The following is a 19,403-nucleotide window of genomic DNA, read 5'->3' as shown; positions in this document are numbered from 1 at the left end:
CGAGCGACGGGCCCCGCCATAGAGCCGGACCAGTCGGGGTCTGCCTCCCCAGAGGCCGGCGGACTAGTCCGCCGCCGCCCGGTCGCCCAGCGGCCGCCGGCGCAGCGCGGGGTCGGTGAGGGAGGCCGGGCGCCAGACGCCGTCCGGCTGGTAGAGGTTCGTGCCGGGCGGCACGATCGCGTCGATGCGGTCCAGGACCTCGTCCGTCAGGACCAGCGAGGCGCCCTTCAGTAGCCCCTCCAACTGCTCCCCGGTCCGCGGACCGAGGATCACCGACGTGACCGCCGGATGCGCGGCGGCGAAGGCGATCGCCAGCTCGGGCAGGGTGGCGCCGATGTCGTCGGCGACCGCGATCAGCTCCTCGACGGCGTCCAGCTTGGCCTGGTTCACCGGCAGGGCGGGATCGAAGCGCTGCGGCGCGAGCGCCGCCCGGCCGCTGGTCAGGTCGACGGGCCGGCCCTTGCGGTACTTGCCGGTGAGGAACCCGGCCGCCAGCGGCGCCCAGGTCAGCACCCCCATCCCGTACCGCTGGGCGACCGGCAGCACGGAGGTCTCGATGCCGCGCGCGAGCAGCGAGTACGGGGGCTGCTCGCTGCGGAAGCGGCGCAGGCCGCGCCGCTCGGCGACGGCGTGCGCCTCGACGATCTGCTCGGCGGGGAAAGCCGAGCAGCCGAAGGCCCGGATCTTGCCCTGGGACACCAGGTCGCCGAGGACGTCGAGGGTCTCCTCGATGTCGGTGCGGTGGTCGGGCCGGTGGACCTGGTAGAGGTCGATCCAGTCGGTGCCGAGCCGCCTGAGGCTGTTCTCCACGGCCCGGGTGATCCAACGGCGGGAGGTGCCGCCCCTGTTGGGACCTTCCCCGAAGGGGAAGAAGACCTTGGTGGCGAGCACGGTCTCCTCGCGGCGGCGCGGGTCGCGCAGCGCCTTGCCGACGATCTCCTCGGACTCGCCCGCCGAGTACATGTCGGCCGTGTCGACGAAGTTGATCCCCTGGTCGAGGGCGGCATGGATGATCCGTACGGAGTCCTGGTGGTCGGGATTGCCCACCGCGCCGAACATCATCGTGCCCAGACAGTACGTACTGACTTCGATCCCGGTCCCGCCGAGTACCCGATAGCGCATGCGCCGCACCCTAGGTGTTGGAGTCCACTCCAGCGCAAGGGATCTCCTGGAGGAACCCGGAGACCAGGGCGTGCAGCACCTCGGGCCGTTCCAGGTGCAGGTCGTGCCCGGTGCCCGGTACGCAGGCGCCGCGGAGCCCGGGGAGCAGGCGGCCCATCTCGTCGTACTCCTCGGCGGGGATGATCCCGTTCTGCGCCAGGACGGCGAGGACGGGCACGTCGATCGCCGCCCACTCCTCCCACCAGGCCCGGTCGGCGTTCTCGGCGAGCGAGGCGATCATGACCTCGGGGTCGAATCGGGGCCACAGGCCGCCGTCCCGCTCCTCCAGCCCGTCCGTCCAGCCTTCCCCTACGGGTCCGCCGCCGAGGTGGGCGACGGCCGCGTCCCGGGACGGGAAGGGCACCGGCCAGGCCCGCAGCCAGTCGCCGACGCCGGCCAGGACCGCCGGGTCCGCCCCGCCGGGCCCGGCCTCGACGAGCACGACGCCGGCGAGGCGCCCGGTGAGGCGCCCGGCGAGACGGCCGGAGCGCGCGGCGGACGTGGCCCCGGCCCCGCCCCGGGCCGTCGCCGCGGCCGTGAGGAGGGCGGCGTGGCCGCCGTACGACTGCCCGACGAGGACCGCGTCCGCCAGGCCGAGGTGATCGAGCACGGCGAGGACGTCGGCGACGTACGCGGCCCGGGAGACGTCCCCCGGGTGCCGCTCGCTCGCGCCGTGTCCGCGCTGGTCGAGGGCGACGACCCGGTGCCCGTCCGCCCGCAGACGCCGGGCGACGCCGTCCCATTCGCCGGCGTGCCCGGCGAGCCCGTGCAGCAGGAGGAGCGGCCGCCCGGTGCCGCCCCAGTCGCGCAGGGAGAGCCGTACGCCCTCGCCGCCGGCGCCCCCGTCCCGTACGAGAGTCCGCTCGGTCCAGCTCGTCCTCATGCGTACGCCTCCCGGGGACAGAGCAGCGCGTCCGCGACGGCGGTGCGCGCGTAGAGGACGGACCGGCCGCTGCGGTGGGCGCTGACCAGGCCGGCGTTCCTGAGGGCGATGAGGTGCTGGGAGACCGCGGCCGCCGACAGGCCGAAGGCGCCGGCGAGCTGGGTGGTCGAGGCGGGCGTGTCCAGCTCGGCGAGGAGCAGCGCGCGCGAGCGCCCGAGGACGGCGGCCACGGCGTCGGTGGCGGTGGTCGTGGTGCGGGGTTCCCACAGGTTGCCGATCCCGCGGGCGGGATAGGCGAGTTGGGGTGGGTCGGGGGCCACGGACCGGGTCAGGACCCGCGGCCAGGCGAACGCGGACGGGACGAGCAGCAGCCCGGAACCCGCCTGGTCGCGGGTGAGCGCGCAGGCCCGCCGTACGAGCCGCAGGGTGCCGTCGTCCCACCGTACGGTCTCGTGGAGTTCGCTGAGCACGCGCGCCGAGCCGTGCTCGGCGACCTGGCGGGCACGATGGAAGACATCGGCCTCCAGGAGACCGCGGATGCGGGCCCAGTAGGGGGCGAGGGCGAGTTCCCAGTAGGTGCGGATCTCCTCGCAGAGACGTTCGAGGTCGACGGAGCCGGGGCTGCGGAGGGTGTCGAGGTCGTGGGCGATCTGCTCGGCCGGGGTCCGCCGGACGGCGTCGAGTTCGTCGTCGAGGGTGGGGAAGGGACCGGAGGGGGTGGGGGTGAGGAAGTCGGCGAGGTAGCCCTGCCCGGGGACCAGCGCGGCGAGCCGGCCCCGGTGGAGCCCGGCGCGGCGGATCCGCGGCCGTACCTGCGCGGCCCAACCGCGGTGCAGCGGCGGGTCGGTGTCGGCGACGAGCAGCCGGAAGCTGGTGACCACCTCCCACATGGGGGAGACGGCGAAACGGGTCTGGGCGAGGTCGGCGGCGGAGAAACTGAGCCCGGACTCCATGAGCGCGCCCCCTGCTGTCTCGGTCGTCCCGGTGGTGGATTCGGCCTGAGCTTAATGATTGGAGGGGGTGCGGGCCAGAGGCGCAGTCTCCTCCCATGCCTCCCTCGAAGTCCTCTCCCTCCAAGTCCCCGTCCTCCGCCTCCCCTTCCTCTTCTTCCTCCCCTTCCGCCTCCTCCTCGCTGTCGTCGTTCCGGGGGCTGCCGCCGGTCGTCTGGACGCTGTTCGCGGGAACGGTGATCAACCGGCTCGGCTACCTGGTCACGCCCTTCCTCGTCTTCTTCCTCGCCTCGCGCGGCGTCACCGGCACCGACACCACCTACGTCCTCGGCGCGCTCGGCGCCGGCAACCTCCTCGGCCCGGCCATCGGCGGCGTCCTCGCCGACCGCATCGGCCGCCGCCCCACCATGCTCATCGGCCTCGTCGGCACCGCCGCCGCGCAGGGCGCCCTGTTCGTCGCGCCCGGCGTGTGGACGATGGCCGCGGCCGCACTCCTGATCAGCGCCACCGGCATGACCGTGTCGCCCGCCGCGTACGCGCTGATGGCCGATGCCGTCGAGCCCGAACGCCGGCAGCGCGCCTACGCGCTCTTCGGCTGGGGCGTCAACATCGGCACGGCGGTCGCCGGCGTACTGGGCGGCTTCCTCGCCGCCCACGGCTACTGGCTGCTGTTCGCCGTCGACGCGGGATCGATGCTGCTGTACGCGGGAGTGGTCGCCGCCCGCCTGTCCGAACCGCCGCGTGCGCCGAGGCCGGCCGGGGACGACGGCATCGGTTACGGGGTCGTCCTGCGCGACCGTCTCGCGGTCGTGCTCCTGCCCCTCCTCGGCGTACAGCTCTTCGTCTACTCCCTCACCGAGGTCGCCCTGCCGCTGGCGATCCGCGACAGCGGCCTGTCGCCCGCCGTGTACGGCGCGATGGCGGCCGTCAACGCCGTCCTGGTGGTCGCCCTCCAGCCCTTCGCGACCGTCCGCCTGGCCCGCCTGCCGCAGCTGCGGGTGCAGGCGGCGGGCAGCGTGCTCATCGCCACTGGCGTCGCCCTGACCGGTCTGGCCGACGGGGTCGTGGGCTTCACCGTCTCGGTCGTCGTCTGGTCCCTGGGCGAGGTGGTCGTCGCCGGCATCGCCGCCGCCATCGTCGCCGACCTGGCCCCGCCGCACGCCCGCGGCCGCTACCAGGGCGCCTTCGGCTGGACCTGGGGCGTGGCCCGCTTCGGCGCCCTGACCCTCGGCGTCGGCGTCTACACCGGCCTCGGCGCCGCCACCCTCTGGTGGTCCGCCCTCACCGCCGGCCTCGCCGCGGCCGCCGCCATCCTCCTCCTGCGCCGCCGCCTCGACGAGCGCACCGCCCTAACGAGCGCCGGCACGGTGGGCGAGGGCATGGGCGACAAGGGCGTTGGCATGCCCGTGCCCGAGCCCGTGCTCGGCCTTGAGCCAGCCGACGAGCTCCATGTGCCTGACGAGCGGCGAGGCGTCGACGAGCTCCAGCCACTCGGAGACGGGACGCCCGTACTTCTTCTCGATGGCCGGGAAGTAGCTGGCGGGACCCTTGACGACGGGAGCGTCGGACATGACACGACCTCTTCTCTGCGCGGCGGCTCGTACGCCGGCCGGTGCTGACGGCTTACGGGGAGGTAGACCGGCGCCCCGCCGAAAACTCATCGGCGGGGCGCCGGTCCTTCTGTCGGTCTGTCTGCCGGCGGGCCCCTACGTCCCGTTGATCCGTCGGCCGGCCCCGTCCCGTCCGTCTGTCGGCCGGCCGTCGGCCGGTCCGTCAGAGCCCGTCCACCCGGCGCCGCGTGTCGCGCGATTTCCGCACGCGCGCTCGTCCGGGCTCCTACGCTCGGCACGTGACCGAGAACGAGATCAAACTCAAGGCCATCGCCGCTCTGACGGCGTTGCGCGGCGGAGTCGACGAAGGCCTCGTCTCGGATCTTCTGGGCGAGGTGATCCCGGGGGAGTTCGCGGTGCCGGCCGGGGCGAGCGCGGAGGAGATCGGGCTCTCCGTCCTGACCCAGCTCTCCGAACCGGTGAGCGCGCTCGTCAACGGATTCATCCTGGCCTTCGAGGCCGTGGCCGACGCCCATGACGCCTCGGGCGCGGAGCCGGGCACCGAGCCGATCCTCCAGGAGCTGGCGCTGCGCCTGGCCAGCGACGACATCGACTGACGTACTCCGCCCGTACCTCGGCGTCTGTCGCTCCTACTTCCCTTCTCGACTTCCTCTGCACGGAGTGAACTTGTCCATACGCATCACCCCTCTGACCGACCCGGAGCCCAGCGCCATCGGCCACCGCCTCGCCTGGCTGGCCGCCGGCCCCGACGGGACGCCCCTCGGGTCCGCGTTCCTCCGGTTGTTCGCGAAGGAGGGGCAACGGCACCTCGCCCAGCTGGAGCTCCAGGTGCATCCGGCCGAGCGGCGGCGCGGTGTCGGCTCGCTGCTGCTGGACGCGGCCGTCGCCGCCGCCCGCGAGGACGGGCGGCGCAGTCTCGTCGCCCAGGCGGAGGCGGGCTCGCCCGGTGCGGCCTTCCTCGCCGCGCGGGACTTCCGCATCGCCATGACCCTCACCTACGCCCGGCTGCCGCTGGCCGACGCCGACCTGCCCGCGCTGGCCGAGGAGATCGTCGCGAAGGCGCCCGCCGGCTACCGGCTCGCGGAGTGGGAGGGCATGGTGCCGGACGCGCTCGCCGGGAGTTACGTGGCGTCCCGCCGGGCCATGGACGACATGCCGATGGGCGCGGTCGACTACGGCACGGTGGTCTGGGACCTCGGCCGGCTACGGGCGGCGGTGGACGCGGTCGAGGGGCGCGGGGAGGTCCTGCACACCGTGGCGGCGGTCGACGAGGCCGACGGTTCGGTGGTCGGCTTCACCGAGCTGGTGACCCCGGGCAGCGGCACGGGCGACGGCCTGCACTACGGGACGGCCGTGCTGTCCGAGCACCGCGGGCACGGGCTCGCCCGCTGGATGAAGGCCGCCTCGATCGTCCGGGCCCGCGAGCGGCACCCGCTGCTCGAGGGCCTCGTCACGGACACGGCCGACAACAACCCGTACATGCGCCGTGTCAACGACGGGCTGGGATACGCGGCGACGCACGAGGCCCACGAGTTCCAGCGCGAGCTGTAGGGCCCGCGGCGGGGGTCGGCTGCCTCCGCCCGGGAGCCCCGTAGGGGGGATCATCGGTGAGTCCCGGTGAACGGGCACGGCCCAGCCGTCGAGGATGCGCCCATGCGTCTTTCCTCCTCGCTCTCCCTGTCGCGCCGTGCCCTCGTTCCCTTCGTGGCGGGCGTCGCCCTGCTGACCACCGCGGTCTCGGCGGCGGCCGACACCGCGGAGGCCTGCGGCTCGGTCATCACCGCGCCCCTCGCCCCGCGAGCCGCCGCCGACGAACCGTGTCCCAGCACCGATCCGGTCGTGTGCCGCATCCGCGTCATGCCGATGGACGAGAAGGTCGAGGCCCAGCGCACCCGGATGCGCTACCACGGCCTCCTGGAGGACATGCACCGCACGGAGGCCGACATGCGGGCGGCCGGGGCCACCGAGGAGGAGATCGCCCGCGAACTGGTCGACATGCGCAACCAGGCCAAGGAGATCACCCGCGCGGGCATGACCCGCGAGGAGGTCCGGGTCCTGGAGGAGCGCAACATCGCCAAGTACGGCAATCCGCTCGGCCCGACGGCCGACCAGCTCCACGCCAAGTACGGCTCCTGGGAGAAGGTCACGGACGCCTCGATGCGGACGAGCTACGCCGTGGACCGCGAACTGAGCCTCGCCTACCGCCCCTGCCCCGTCTGACCCGACCGGAGGGTCAGAGGGCCAGGGGGGCGCGTCGGCGTCATCGCGCCGGCGCGCGCCGCTCGTACACCGTCACCCGGCGCCCGCGGACCTGCGCGTCCGTCACCGGGGTGAAGTGTTCCTCCAGTACGGAGAGCTTCACCTGGTCCCGTTCCGCCGACACCGGCCGCGCCACCTTCCGCGCGTCCGTCACCAGCAGGATCCGCCGCTGGGACAGCATCGCGGCCCTGATCCGGTCGGGGCTCTCCTCCACACCCTTCAGGGTGCCGGACTCCTCGGGCGTCCGCGCCAGGGCGATGTCCCGCAGCCCGGAGAAGGCGTCGGGGGAGACCAGGCGGGTGTCCCGCCGCGCGGCCGGTACGTAGACCACGCCGTCGCCGGGGCCGCCCAGCCGCCGCACCTCCTCGGCCACCGCCAGGACGTCGTCCACCCGGCTGGCCGGGGACCGCTTGGCCAGCGACTGGGGCAGCAGCGCCACCGTCGCCACGGCGATCACGACGGGCAGGATCCAGCGCGACGCCCTCGGGAAGCGCGGCCGGGCCGCCCGTACCGCCGCGGCCGGGATCGAGCCGATCAGCAGCGCGAGCCCGAGCAGGCTGAACAGCACGTACCGGTCGAGGAACAGCGGCTGGACCAGGGAGAGCCCGATCAGGCCGAGCTGCGGCACCGCCAGCAGCGGCAGCCCCACGGCGGCCACGGACAGCCGCCGACCCGCCCGCGGCCGGTCGAGCAGCGCCCCGAGCCCGCCGATCGCCAGCAGGATCGCGGGGCCGATCAGCATGTGCCAGGTCAGCGGCGGGATCCAGGACACCTGGCCGGACTGGCCGCGGCTGAACAGGACGAGCGGAAGCACCCCCGCCGTCGCGCCCGCGGAGGCCGCCGCCCAGCGGATCCACACCCCGCGCCGGGCCCGGGTCCAGAGCAGGGTCAGCAGGTGCGCGGGCAGGATGAGCAGCGAGAGCCAGTTGAGCAGCCCGCACACCAGGACCGCAGCGCCGTACGCGACCCAGCCCGCGCCGCGACGGCGGTCCACTCCCTGCGACAGGCTGACGAGGAGGAGCGTCGCGATGCCCGCGCCCGCCGCGACGAGGGCGTACGGGCGTCCTTCCTGCAGGTGGAACTGCACGGCCGGCAGCAGCCCCAACGCCAGCCCCGCCCCAAGGCCCGCCCACGTCCCGGCCAGTCGCCGCCCGATCACCGTCACGCAGGCCGCCGCCACCGCCATGGCCAGCACGGAGGGCAGCCGCAGGACGGTGGTGCCGGGCCCGAAGCACGCGAAGAGGCCGTGCATGAGCAGGTAGTAGAGCCCGTGCACGACGTCGACGTGCTCCAGCATGCGCACGATGTCGGCGGTGGACCGCTCCGCCACCTGCCAGGTCGCGGCCTCGTCCCGCCACACACTGCCCTGCCGCGACAGGCCCCACAGTCCGAAGGCCAGGGTCCACGCGACGGGGATCGGCCAGAGGTACGGACGGCGCGCGGGAGCGGCGGCGGGGGAGGTCATGAAGGAGGTTCCGGCCCTTGGCTCGTGCGGGGACACTTCGGCGGGTTGCCGCCGTGAAAGACGCACCCCCGGGCCGCCGGGTAAAGCCGGTCCCCCGTTCGAGACGCACGTCACACCACGCTGCGGACACCGCTCCCGCCCCCGAGGGCGGCTTCCGGACCACTGGACGGAGAACGCCGAAGGGCCGGTCCGCTTGCGCGGACCGGCCCTTCGAGCTGGCGGAGGATACGAGATTCGAACTCGTGAGGGGTTGCCCCCAACACGCTTTCCAAGCGTGCGCCCTAGGCCTCTAGGCGAATCCTCCGGGGAGAACATTACATGACCGGGAAGGGTGCTTGCGAACGTGATCCGGGGCGGGGGAGCGACCGAAGGACGCAGGTCGCGGGGGGTGGTCGGGGAGGGGTCCGGATCGGGTACCCTGGGCGGAGCCCCTCACGTGGCGCTATCTGACTGAACTCCCCCAGGGCCGGAAGGCAGCAAGGGTAGGTCGGCTCTGGCGGGTGCGTGGGGGGCGCTTGCGTTCCCGCCCGGTTTCCGGTCGTTCCCGGGTTGTCGGTGGGCGCCTATAACCTCGTATACGTGTCGTCTCTCGCGCTGTACCGCCGCTACCGCCCCGAGTCCTTCGCCGAGGTCATCGGGCAGGAGCATGTCACCGACCCGTTGCAGCAGGCGCTGCGGAACAACCGGGTCAACCACGCGTACCTGTTCAGCGGACCCCGAGGCTGCGGAAAGACGACCAGCGCCCGGATCCTCGCCCGGTGTCTGAACTGCGAGAAGGGCCCCACCCCCACCCCCTGCGGAGAGTGCCAGTCCTGCCGGGACCTCGCGCGCAACGGGCCGGGCTCGATCGACGTCATCGAGATCGACGCGGCTTCGCACGGTGGCGTGGACGACGCCCGTGACCTGCGGGAGAAGGCCTTCTTCGGGCCCGCGTCGAGCCGGTACAAGATCTACATCATCGACGAGGCCCACATGGTCACCTCGGCGGGCTTCAACGCCCTCCTGAAGGTGGTCGAGGAGCCGCCGGAGCACCTCAAGTTCATCTTCGCGACGACCGAGCCCGAGAAGGTCATCGGCACCATCCGCTCGCGCACCCACCACTACCCCTTCCGTCTCGTGCCGCCCGGCACCCTGCGGGAGTATCTGGGCGAGGTCTGCGGACGCGAGGGCATCCCCGTCGAGGACGGCGTGCTGCCGCTCGTCGTGCGGGCCGGGGCCGGGTCCGTGCGTGACTCGATGTCGGTCATGGACCAGCTGCTCGCCGGCGCCGCCGACGACGGTGTGACGTATGCCATGGCCACGTCCCTGCTCGGATATACGGACGGGTCCCTGCTGGACTCGGTGGTGGACGCCTTCGCCGCCGGGGACGGCGCCGCGGCCTTCGAAGTGGTCGACCGGGTGATCGAGGGCGGCAACGATCCGCGCCGCTTCGTCGCCGACCTCCTGGAGCGGCTGCGGGACCTGGTGATCCTCGCCGCCGTGCCGGACGCCGCCGAGAAGGGCCTGGTCGACGCGCCGGTCGACGTCATCGAGCGCATGCAGGCGCAGGCCTCCGTCTTCGGTGCCGCCGAGCTCAGCCGCGCCGCCGACCTGGTCAACACCGGGCTCACCGAGATGCGCGGCGCGACCTCGCCGCGGCTCCAGCTGGAGCTGATCTGCGCGCGCGTGCTGCTGCCCGCCGCCTTCGACGACGAGCGGTCCGTGCAGGCCCGGCTCGACCGGCTGGAGCGGGGCGCCGCCGCCGCGCCCGCGGCCGTCTTCACGACGACGTCGCCCGCGCCCCAGATGGGGTACGTGCCCGCTGCCGAGGCCCATGTCCCGGCGCCCGCGCCGGCGCAGCAGCCCGCGCCCGCCCAGCCGCAGCCCGCCCAGCCCCAGCCCGTCCAGCAGGCCCCCGCGCCCGCCCCGGCAGCCACCCCCGCCCCGGAGGCCCCTCGGCCCGGTGCCTGGCCCGGCGCCGCCCGGCCCGGCGGCGGTGCGGGCTCCGGCGGTGGCGCGCCCGGTGGCAGTGCGCCCGGCGCCTGGCCCGGAGCGTCCGCCCCCCAGGCCCCGGCCCCCGCCGCCGCGTCCCCGTCACAGCCCCAGCACCAGCCGCAGGCCGCCGCCCCCTCCCAGGCCCCGGCGGGCAACATGGCCGCCGGCGCCGCCCAGGTGCGGAACATGTGGCCGTCGATCCTGGAGGCGGTCAAGAACCGGCGCCGCTTCACCTGGATCCTGCTCTCGCAGAACGCGCAGGTGGCCGGCTTCGACGGCACCACCCTCCAGCTCGGCTTCCTCAACGCGGGCGCCCGGGACAACTTCGCGAGCAGCGGCAGCGAGGACGTCCTGAAGGCGGCCCTCGCCGAGCAGTTCCACGTGCAGTGGCGGATCGAGGCGATCGTCGACCCCTCGGGCGGCTCCGCCCCGCCGCCCGCCGCCGGCGGCTTCGGCGGCCGTCCGGCCGCCCCCGCCCAGTCGGCGGCTCCCGCCCCGGCGCCCGCCCCGCAGGGGCAGTACCAAGCGGCGGCTCCCGCCCCCGCGCCCGTACAGCCGCAGCACCGCCCTCAGGCCCAGTCCCCGGCGCCCGCGCAGGCGTCGGCCGCTCCCGTGCCCGCCCCGCAGGCGCCGCCGCCGGTCGCGCCCGAGGACGACGTGCCCGAGGAGGACGACCCGGACCTCGTCGACTCCGCGCTCTCCGGCCACGAGCTGATCGTGCGCGAGCTCGGCGCCACGGTCCTGGAGGAATACACGAACGAGTAGGGACGTCTCGGTCGGTGGCCCGCACAAAGACCACGAGGCCCCGCGGGCTACCCTGGCTGGCGTGAAGGTCCTCGTCATCGGCGGCGGCGCCCGCGAACACGCCCTGTGCCGCTCCCTCTCCCTCGATCCCGACGTCACCGCTCTGCACTGCGCGCCCGGCAACGCCGGAATCGCGGAGGTCGCCGAGCTCCACCCCGTCGACCAGCTCGACGGCGCCGCCGTCGCCGCGCTGGCGACCCGGCTCGGCGCCGACCTGGTCGTCGTCGGCCCGGAGGCCCCGCTCGTCGCGGGCGTCGCCGACGCCGTCCGCGCGGCCGGCATCCCGGCCTTCGGCCCCTCCCGGGAGGCGGCGGAGCTGGAGGGCTCCAAGGCCTTCGCCAAGGACGTCATGGCCGGCGCCGGCGTGCCCACCGCCCGCAGCTACGTCTGCACCACCCCCGAGGAGATCGACGAGGCGCTCGACGCCTTCGGCGCTCCGTACGTCGTCAAGGACGACGGTCTCGCCGCTGGCAAGGGCGTCGTGGTCACCGAGGACGTCGAGCAGGCCCGGGCGCACGCGCTCGCCTGCGACCGCGTGGTGATCGAGGAGTACCTGGACGGCCCCGAGGTCTCCCTCTTCGCCATCACCGACGGCACCACCGTCCTCCCGCTCCAGCCCGCGCAGGACTTCAAGCGCGCGCTCGACGGCGACCAGGGCCCGAACACCGGTGGCATGGGCGCCTACTCGCCGCTGCCGTGGGCCGACCCGCGGCTGGTCGAGGAGGTCCTCGCGACCGTCCTGCAGCCGACCGTGGACGAGCTGCGCCGCCGCGGCACCCCGTTCTCCGGGCTGCTGTACGCGGGTCTGGCCATCACCGGCCGCGGGGTGCGGGTCATCGAGTTCAACGCGCGCTTCGGCGACCCGGAGACGCAGGTCGTGCTCGCCCGGCTCAGGACCCCGCTGGCCGGTGTGCTGCTGCGCGCCGCCGACGGCACCCTCGCCGACCAGCCGCCGCTGCGCTGGAGCGACGAGGCCGCCGTGACCGTGGTCGTCGCCTCCCATAACTACCCGGGCACCCCGCGCACCGGCGACCCCGTCGAGGGTCTGGCCGAGGTCGCGGAGAAGGACGCCCCGCACGCGTACGTCCTGCACGCGGGCACCAGGCGGGACGGCGACGCGGTCGTGAGCGCGGGCGGCCGGGTCCTCTCGGTCACCGCCACCGGATCGGACTTGACCGAGGCCCGCGAGCGCGCCTACGCGGCGGTCGGCCGAATCCGCCTTGACGGTTCCCAGCACCGTACGGACATCGCGGAGAAGGCCGCGAAGGACGCGCGGGGCTGACCTCCAGGCGTCCGCGGGCGCGGCCGCGCAGTGAACCGCACGGCCGCGCCACCGTCATCACCTTTGCCCAAAGCCATTCCATCGAGTGACGGCTCGGCCATCCGGATGACGCCCGCCGAAGGCCCAACTAGGGTGCGGCGAAGGCGTTCCGCCGATGTTCCGGCACTTGGCCCTACCGACATTGCGATGTCAGTGGCGGGTGCCACAGTGGGGGAGTGAGCAACACCGCCACGGGCAGTCCCGTCGAGGGCAGGAGGGGGTGATGTACGGCGTGTCCGGTATCGGTTCCGCGGCCGGCGAGGAGCTCGGCGCGCGCGCCGCGCGTGCCCGGGCCCTCGCCGTGCTCCGCGTCCGCGGCAGGGCGCTCGGCCTCGCGGTGCTTCCCGCCGCCGTCGCCGTCGTGCTGTACGCGGGTGGTGTGACGGGCCATTTCACCGGCCCCGGATGGGACACCGCCCGCTGGGTGGTGACCGCGCTCGCCGTGGTCGTCCTGCTGGTGGCGGCGGCCGTGGCCCTGGTCGTCGCCCGGTCCCGGCCGGCCGTGACGCCGACGGTGGAGCTCGCCGAGAGCGCGGCCCCCGATCTGTACCGGCTGGTGCGCGACCTCGCCGAGCGACTCGGCGTCCCCGCGCCCTCCGCGATAGCCCTCACACCGGACTGCGACAGCTGGCTGGAGGACCGCTCCCACCCGGCGCACGGCCGCCGGCAGCGCCGCCGGGACGGCCTGCGGCACGGCGGCGGCGCGGCGGGTGACGCGCCCGTCCTGGTCATCGGCTCGCCCTTCCTGTGGTGGATGCGCGTCGGCGAGCTGCGCGCGGTGCTGGCGCCGGTCGTCGCCGGTACGGGACCGGCCGCGCACCCCGACATAGCGGCCGCCCGCCGTTTCGTCCGGGGCCTCGACGCCGCCGTGGCCGCGCCCCGGCGTCCCGGTCTCGACCCGTTCCGCAGGCTCGGCGCGCTGGGCGTCGGGCGACTGGCCCGGGTGATGCTCAGGAGCTGCCGCGGCCATGCCACCGAGATGGAGCGGGGTGTCGCCGCGGCCGGTTCCGAGCGGGCCCAGTCCGTGGACTACGGCGTGCGGATCGTCGCCCAGGAGCAGGTCGGTCTGGCGTACGCGGGCTGGGACCGGCTGCTGACCCGGGTCGCGCTGCCCGCCTGGCGGATGGGCCGCTGGCCCTCCCGGCTGGACGCCGGCGTGGTCTCCGCGCTCACCGAGCTGTCCCGCCGCGACCGGCTGGCGGACGGCTTCGCCTCCCGCCTCGGCGAGCGGCCCGCCTGTGACCTCCTGGAGGAGCCGGGCACGGTCGACGAGGCCACCTCCCTGCTCGCCGCCGAGCTCTTCCACGGCGCCCCGTCCGACGCGGGCCCGGACTGGGCCCCGGTGGAGTGGAGCGACTACGCGGACGAGGTCGTCGACCGCAAGTGGCGCACCGACGCGGCCCGCCTCCACCAGGTCCTCGACCGCCTGGACGCCGGCCCTTCAGCCGCCCGGCAGGACCCGTCCGCGGCTGCCGACCGACCGGAACCGCTCGACGAGCCCGAGCCCGCGCCCCTGCACGAGCCCGAGCCCGCGCGTCAGCCCACCCCGCCCGCCGCTGCCGGTCCCGCCGGCTCCGACTTCGGGTTCGCGCCCGACGGGCCCACGCTCGCGCGGGTCATGGCGCATCTGGCGGGGCCGCAGGGCGGTTCGCAGGGCGGCTCCGAGGGTGGCGGCGCTGCCGCCGACACGCTGGCCGCCGCGCTCGCCGCGCAGGCGGCGCGGGAGGAGGGCCGACGGCCCGCCGTGCCGGCGGCCGAGGGGCCCGACGGGCCGTTGGCGCTGTTCCCGATGCAGCCGCCCCGCAGCGGGCGGGACCTGCTCGCCGATCACGTGGCGGCCATGGTGTGCTGTGCCGCCGTGGACACGGCGGAGGCGTCGCCCGGGCTCGACTGGCTGGACGGCCCGGCGCTGTTCGTCCGCGGCGAGCGGAGCACGGATCTGACCGCCGTGGTGCTCGCCCTCGTCGAGGACGGCGACCCGGACCCCCTGCGGGCCTGGCTGACCAGGACCGGAGTGCGCCCGGAGAAGCCCGTCCGGCTCGTCTGACCCGGAGGGTCCGGTTCCACTCTCGTCAATTCACGACGAACGGTGACGGAGTGCGTGCGTTATGTGATGTGCTGGAGACCGGCACTGACAGAGGCAGGAGCCGGCGGCAAGGCCGCGGACCGCGATGACGACGAAGACCGTGGACCGCGAAGACCATCGGAACCACGAAGACGACGGCCACGACCGGGGGAGTCGAGGGAGGGGCGCAGCATGGGGGCGGAGCAGATCAGGCGGTGGGAGTCGGGCGCGCTCGCCCATGCCGTGTCGGACCCCTTCGGCCAGGGCCCGCTGCCCTGGCTGCGCGGTTCGGAGAACTATTTCGACGACACCGGCCAGATGGTCCCGTGGTACGCGGACGAGACCCTGGCCCGCGGCGGTGGCGGCGGGCCCCGCACCGCCGACGACGTGCACGGCCAGATCAAGGGCTTCGTGTCCACCGGCGCCGTCGCCCCCGGCGAGGCGATCGACTTCCACATCACCGTGGACCCGCCGCAGCAGTTCTCGGTCGACGTCTACCGCATCGGGCACTACGGCGGCGACGGCGCCGCCAAGATCACCACGAGTCCCCGGCTCGCCGGCATCGTGCAGCCGGCGCCGCTCACCGCCGACCGGACCGTCTCCTGCCACCACTGGTGGCAGTCCTGGCGGCTGCAGGTCCCGTCGTACTGGTCGATCGGCGCGTACGTCGCCGTGCTCACCACCGTCGACGGCTACCGCTCCCACATCCCGTTCACGGTCCGCGACAGCCACCCGGCCGACCTGCTGCTCGTCCTGCCGGACGTGACCTGGCAGGCGTACAACCTCTATCCGGAGGACGGCCGCACCGGCGCCAGCCTCTACCACGCCTGGGACGAGGAGGGCCGGCTGCTCGGCGAGGAGGAGGCGGCCGTGACCGTCTCCTTCGACCGGCCGTACGCGGGCGCGGGCCTGCCGCTCCACGTCGGGCACGCCTACGACTTCATCCGCTGGGCCGAGCGGTACGGCTACGACCTGGCGTACGCGGAGACCCGCGACCTGCACGCGGGGCGGGTCGACCCGAGCCGCTACCGGGGTCTGGTCTTCCCGGGCCACGACGAGTACTGGTCGGTGCCCATGCGCCGCACGGTCGAGCTCGCCCGCGACCAGGGCACCTCGCTGGTCTTCCTGTCCGCCAACACCATGTACTGGCAGGTGGAGCTGGGCCCGTCCCCGTCGGGCGCGCCGGACCGGCTCCTCACCTGCCGCAAGCGCCGCGGCCCCGGCCGCTCCGCGCTCTGGCGGGAGGTCGACCGGCCGGAGCAGCAGCTGCTCGGCATCCAGTACGCGGGGCGGGTGCCCGAACCGCACCCGCTGGTCGTGCGGAACGCGGACCACTGGCTGTGGGAGGCCACCGGCGCGGGCGAGGGCGACGAGATCCCGGGCCTGGTGGCGGGCGAGGCGGACCGCTACTTCCCGCGCACCGCGCTCCCCGAGCACCAGGGCCGCATCCTGCTCGCCCACTCCCCGTACCGGTACGGCCAGGGCGCGCCACGCCACCAGGAGACGAGCCTCTACCGGGCCCCGTCGGGCGCCTGGGTGTTCGCCTCGGGCACCTTCGCCTGGTCGCCGGCGCTCGACCGGCCGGGCCATGTGGACACCCGGATCCAGCGCGCCACCGCGAACCTCCTCGACCGGATCTGTAAGAGGGACTGACCAGGGGTTCACCGGGCCCGGCGGCCGGACCCGGCCGGGTGTGCGAGACAATCGGACACGCTCCTGGATCAACCTACGCGGAGGAACCGTGTCCGGATTCGTAGAAAAGCCCGAACCCGTCCAGGTCCCGGGCCTGACCCATCTCCACACGGGCAAGGTTCGCGACCTGTACCGCGACGAGGCCGGCAACCTCGTCATGGTGGCCAGCGACCGCATGTCCGCGTACGACTGGGTGCTGCCCACCGAGATCCCCGACAAGGGCCGGGTCCTCACCCAGCTCTCGCTGTGGTGGTTCGACCGGCTCGCCGATCTGGCCCCGCACCACGTCCTGTCCACCGACCTCCCGGCCGGCGCCCCCGCCGACTGGGCGGGCCGCACCCTGGTCTGCAAGTCGCTGAACATGGTGCCGGTCGAGTGCGTGGCCCGCGGCTACCTCACCGGCTCCGGCCTGGTCGAGTACAACGAGTCCCGCACGGTCTGCGGCCTCGCGCTCCCCGAGGGCCTGACCGACGGCTCCGAGCTGCCCGCGCCGATCTTCACCCCGGCGACCAAGGCCGCCGTCGGCGACCACGACGAGAACGTGTCGTACGAGGAGGTCGCCCGCCAGATCGGCGCGGAGACCGCCGCCCGGCTGCGCCAGACCACCCTCGCCGTCTACAGCCGGGCCCGGGACATCGCGCGGGAGCGCGGGATCATCCTGGCCGACACCAAGTTCGAGTTCGGCTTCGACGGGGAGGCGCTGGTGCTCGCCGACGAGGTCCTGACCCCGGACTCCTCCCGCTTCTGGCCGGCCGACCAGTGGCAGCCGGGCCGCGCCCAGCCCTCGTACGACAAGCAGTTCGTGCGCGACTGGCTGACCTCGCCGGCCTCGGGCTGGGACCGCAAGAGCGAGCAGCCGCCGCCGGCCCTCCCGCAGGACGTCGTCGAGGCCACCCGCGGCAAGTACATCGAGGCGTACGAGCTCCTCACCGGCAACACCTGGAGCTGAGGCGGGCACGAGAAAGCCCCCGGTCGGATCGACCGGGGGCTTCTTCATGGAGCGGACGACGAGATTCGAACTCGCGACCCTCACCTTGGCAAGGTGATGCTCTACCAACTGAGCCACGTCCGCCTGCGCCGTAGCGCGCAGCTAACTATACCCAACCTTTGGACCGCGCGAGACGCACTGCCGTGTGCCGGTTCTCGGCCCCGAGTTTCGCGGCGGCGGAGGAGAGGTAGTTGCGGACGGTCCCGGGCGAGAGCGAGGCCCGTCTGGCGATCTCCGTGACGGGGGCTCCGTCGGCGGCGAGTTCGAGGACCTCGGCCTCGCGCGCGGTGAGCGGGGAGTCCCCGGCGGCGATGGCGTCGGCGGCCAACTCCGGGTCCACATAACGGTTTCCGGCGTGCACGCTACGGATCAGCTCGGCCAGCCGCTGGGCGCTGACGGTCTTCGGGACGAAGCCGCGGACCCCGGCGGCGAGGGCCCGCTTGAGGTGCCCCGGACGACCGTGGCTCGTCACGATCATGGTCGTGCAGGAGGGCAGTTGATCCCGCAGGGATGTGGCGACCATCACACCGTCGGCGCCCGGCATCTGGAGGTCGAGCACCGCGACGTCCGGCTCGTGGGCGAGCGCCATGGCGAGCGCCTCGGGCCCTGACGCGGCCTCGGCGACGACCACGAGATCGTCCTCCAGGGCGAGCAGGGCGGCCAGCGCGCCCCGGATCAGATGCTCGTCGTCGGCGAGCAGAACGCGTACGCGCGCGGTCACGACGCCGTCTCCTTCCTCGAATTCCGAGCGTTCGACGAACGCCACGAACGCCATGCGGTCCACGAGCGACCCGACCGCCCCGGCCGCCCCGACGTGGCCACCGCCCCCGAAGTGCCGGGACCGGCCGAGCCCTTCGCGCCGTGCGAAACGTCGCCGACCTCCGGCTCGCCCCCGGCCCCCGGCTCGCCCCCGGCCCCCGGCGCGTCTACGGCGGCCCCGGGTCCGCCGGTCAGCGGCACCCGGGCCGTCACACGGAACCAGCCGCCCTTCGCCGGGCCCGCCTCCAGCGTGCCGTCCACCGCCGACAGCCGTTCCCGCAGCCCCGCGAGACCCGACCCGGGCTGCCGCGCGGACGCGGACCCGGACCCGGACCCCGCCCCGTCCGCCGCCTCCCGTACGCCGTCGTTCTCGACGACGAGCAGCACCGCACCGCCCCGCGCCCGCAGCGCGATCCGGCACTGCCGGGCGTCGCCGTGCCGCAGGACGTTCGTGGTGGCCTCCCGGACCACCCAGCCGAGTGCCGACTGCACTTCGCCGGGCAGCTCGATCCCCGCGGGATCCATCGCGCAGCTGATGCCCGCCGCGGCCAGCACGCCCCGCGCGCCCTCCAGTTCCACCCGCAGGTCCGCTTCGCGGTAGCCGCGGACCACGTCCCGCACCTCGCGCTGGGACTCCTGGGCGATCCGCTGCACCTCGGTCATCTGGGCCACCGCGTCCTCGGCGCGGCCGCGCCGGGCGAGCTGCACCGCCAGCTCGCTCTTGAGCGCGATCACCGACAGGTTGCGGCCCATGACGTCGTGCAGGTCGCGCCCGAACCGCAGCCGCTCCTCGGCGACGGCCAGCCGGGCCCCGAGGTCACGGGACCGCTCCAGCTCCCACACGATCCGCAGCAGCCAGCCGGAGAACCCGCAGGCGAAGACCATCGCCCCGCCGCTCGCCGGAACGCCGAGCGTGTACGCGAGGACCTGCGGCCAGTCCAGGCCGACCACGAGCGCCGAGAGGCCGGCCGCGAGCGCGGCGAGCAGCACGACGCCGGCCATCCTCCGCGCCGAGCGCAGGCACACGGCCACCGAACCGAGCGTGAAGGCCGCCGTGCCGACGACGACGGCGCCGGCGATGCCCGCGTCCCTGAGCGAGCCCGTGGACTGCAGCGCCATGAGCGTCACCGCGCCGAGCGCGGTCGCTCCGAGCAGTACGGCCGCCAGCCGCACGGGGCGCTCGCGCCGGTCGAGCTGCCAGTCGAGGGCGCGCGAGGCGAGCACGGCGCACAGGACGGCGTGCGCGACGACCAGCAGCGCGAGCACCGCGGCCGGGACGAGGCCGATCTTTCCCTCGGCGTTGCTGGCGAGCGGGACGAACGCGACCCCGCCGACCTCGAGCAGGGGGAAGAGGTGGAAGGTCCACCGTGTGTACAGCTCGACCTTGGCCGCGCTGCTGCGGCCGCTCCACCACCCCGTCAGCCTCGACACGGCCGACCCCCGTTCTTCCGCTTCCCGTTCTCGGTCCCGGTCCCCTAGGGAGTGTCTCGCCGATCTTGCCGGGCTCGCGA

The 19,403-nt window shown here is 74.4% G+C and carries 15 protein-coding genes, 2 tRNA genes, 1 other RNA gene and 1 pseudogene; 10 read left to right on the top strand and 9 right to left on the bottom strand.

The features are described 5' to 3' along the window. Nucleotides 1–63: 63 nt before the first annotated feature. Genes ACFY7C_RS25470 through ACFY7C_RS25460 form a run of 3 tightly spaced genes read right to left on the bottom strand, consistent with a single transcriptional unit; the run spans nt 64 to nt 2,997 of the window. Nucleotides 64–1,122, bottom strand: coding sequence for an aldo/keto reductase (locus ACFY7C_RS25470; RefSeq protein ID WP_389654606.1), 1,059 nt, complete (start codon nt 1,120–1,122; stop codon nt 64–66). 10 nt (nt 1,123–1,132) lie between these two features. Then, complete coding sequence (locus tag ACFY7C_RS25465) at nt 1,133–2,044, bottom strand: alpha/beta fold hydrolase (protein ID WP_389654604.1); 912 nt, start codon at nt 2,042–2,044, stop codon at nt 1,133–1,135. Further along, complete coding sequence (locus ACFY7C_RS25460; protein ID WP_389654602.1) at nt 2,041–2,997, bottom strand: DUF5937 family protein; 957 nt, start codon at nt 2,995–2,997, stop codon at nt 2,041–2,043. Before ACFY7C_RS25460 ends, ACFY7C_RS25465 begins: the two co-directional genes overlap by 4 nt. A gap of 95 nt (nt 2,998–3,092) precedes the next feature. On the opposite strand from ACFY7C_RS25460, the pseudogene ACFY7C_RS25455 reads away from it, so the two are divergent. Next, a pseudogene (locus tag ACFY7C_RS25455) lies at nt 3,093–4,274 on the top strand (MFS transporter); the annotation flags it as partial. 69 nt (nt 4,275–4,343) lie between these two features. Here the strand turns inward: ACFY7C_RS25455 and ACFY7C_RS25450 are convergent. Continuing rightward, on the bottom strand, nt 4,344–4,565 hold the full coding sequence (locus tag ACFY7C_RS25450) for a DUF4287 domain-containing protein (protein ID WP_389655640.1): 222 nt from the start codon (nt 4,563–4,565) through the stop codon (nt 4,344–4,346). Nucleotides 4,566–4,843: 278 nt separating this feature from the next. On the opposite strand from ACFY7C_RS25450, the gene ACFY7C_RS25445 reads away from it, so the two are divergent. From ACFY7C_RS25445 to ACFY7C_RS25435, 3 genes are all read left to right on the top strand, one after another. After that, complete coding sequence (locus tag ACFY7C_RS25445; protein ID WP_389654600.1) at nt 4,844–5,161, top strand: hypothetical protein; 318 nt, start codon at nt 4,844–4,846, stop codon at nt 5,159–5,161. A 70-nt stretch (nt 5,162–5,231) separates the two neighbouring features. Continuing rightward, nucleotides 5,232–6,116 carry a GNAT family N-acetyltransferase gene (locus ACFY7C_RS25440; protein ID WP_389654598.1) on the top strand — a complete coding sequence of 295 codons (885 nt, stop codon included), beginning with the start codon at nt 5,232–5,234 and terminating at the stop codon, nt 6,114–6,116. Nucleotides 6,117–6,218: 102 nt separating this feature from the next. Then, nucleotides 6,219–6,785: a hypothetical protein gene (locus ACFY7C_RS25435; protein WP_389654596.1), complete on the top strand. Its 567-nt coding sequence runs from the start codon at nt 6,219–6,221 to the stop codon at nt 6,783–6,785. A 40-nt stretch (nt 6,786–6,825) separates the two neighbouring features. On the opposite strand, the gene ACFY7C_RS25430 is transcribed toward ACFY7C_RS25435, so the two are convergent. Both ACFY7C_RS25430 and ACFY7C_RS25425 read right to left on the bottom strand, forming a co-directional pair. Further along, nucleotides 6,826–8,289, bottom strand: a complete 1,464-nt coding sequence (locus ACFY7C_RS25430; RefSeq protein WP_389654594.1) for a glycosyltransferase family 39 protein — start codon at nt 8,287–8,289, stop codon at nt 6,826–6,828. Nucleotides 8,290–8,505: 216 nt separating this feature from the next. After that, nucleotides 8,506–8,593: transfer RNA gene (locus ACFY7C_RS25425), tRNA-Ser, on the bottom strand. A gap of 119 nt (nt 8,594–8,712) precedes the next feature. Between ACFY7C_RS25425 and ffs the strand changes: the two genes are divergently transcribed. The 6 genes from ffs (at nt 8,713) to ACFY7C_RS25395 (ending at nt 17,094) form a co-directional block, all read left to right on the top strand. Then, nucleotides 8,713–8,811: signal recognition particle sRNA small type (gene ffs / locus ACFY7C_RS25420), an RNA gene on the top strand. 57 nt (nt 8,812–8,868) lie between these two features. Then, a complete protein-coding gene (locus tag ACFY7C_RS25415; RefSeq protein WP_389654592.1) occupies nt 8,869–11,028 on the top strand; it encodes a DNA polymerase III subunit gamma and tau in 2,160 nt (719 codons plus the stop codon). Nucleotides 11,029–11,089: 61 nt separating this feature from the next. Further along, nucleotides 11,090–12,349 carry a phosphoribosylamine--glycine ligase gene (purD, locus tag ACFY7C_RS25410; RefSeq protein ID WP_389654590.1) on the top strand — a complete coding sequence of 420 codons (1,260 nt, stop codon included), beginning with the start codon at nt 11,090–11,092 and terminating at the stop codon, nt 12,347–12,349. 262 nt (nt 12,350–12,611) lie between these two features. After that, nucleotides 12,612–14,435: a hypothetical protein gene (locus ACFY7C_RS25405; RefSeq protein WP_389654588.1), complete on the top strand. Its 1,824-nt coding sequence runs from the start codon at nt 12,612–12,614 to the stop codon at nt 14,433–14,435. A gap of 210 nt (nt 14,436–14,645) precedes the next feature. Further along, nucleotides 14,646–16,106, top strand: coding sequence for a N,N-dimethylformamidase beta subunit family domain-containing protein (locus ACFY7C_RS25400; RefSeq protein WP_389654586.1), 1,461 nt, complete (start codon nt 14,646–14,648; stop codon nt 16,104–16,106). Nucleotides 16,107–16,194: 88 nt separating this feature from the next. Beyond that, nucleotides 16,195–17,094 carry a phosphoribosylaminoimidazolesuccinocarboxamide synthase gene (locus tag ACFY7C_RS25395; RefSeq protein ID WP_389654584.1) on the top strand — a complete coding sequence of 300 codons (900 nt, stop codon included), beginning with the start codon at nt 16,195–16,197 and terminating at the stop codon, nt 17,092–17,094. Between the two features lie 47 nt (nt 17,095–17,141). Here ACFY7C_RS25395 and ACFY7C_RS25390 read toward each other — a convergent pair. From ACFY7C_RS25390 to ACFY7C_RS25380, 3 genes are all read right to left on the bottom strand, one after another. Continuing rightward, nucleotides 17,142–17,217 (bottom strand) — tRNA-Gly (locus ACFY7C_RS25390). Between the two features lie 22 nt (nt 17,218–17,239). Further along, the gene (locus ACFY7C_RS25385) at nt 17,240–17,908 is read right to left on the bottom strand and encodes a response regulator (protein WP_389654582.1); all 669 of its coding nucleotides are present in this window, start codon (nt 17,906–17,908) and stop codon (nt 17,240–17,242) included. Then, complete coding sequence (locus ACFY7C_RS25380; RefSeq protein ID WP_389654580.1) at nt 17,851–19,323, bottom strand: sensor histidine kinase; 1,473 nt, start codon at nt 19,321–19,323, stop codon at nt 17,851–17,853. Before ACFY7C_RS25380 ends, ACFY7C_RS25385 begins: the two co-directional genes overlap by 58 nt. Nucleotides 19,324–19,403 lie beyond the last annotated feature (80 nt).

Origin of the sequence: Streptomyces sp. NPDC012769, from assembly GCF_042901205.1 — a bacterium.
Classification (GTDB): Bacteria; Actinomycetota; Actinomycetes; order Streptomycetales; family Streptomycetaceae; genus Streptomyces.
Note: the sequence above shows the minus strand (reverse complement) of the source record. Positions and strands in the feature narration are given on the sequence as shown.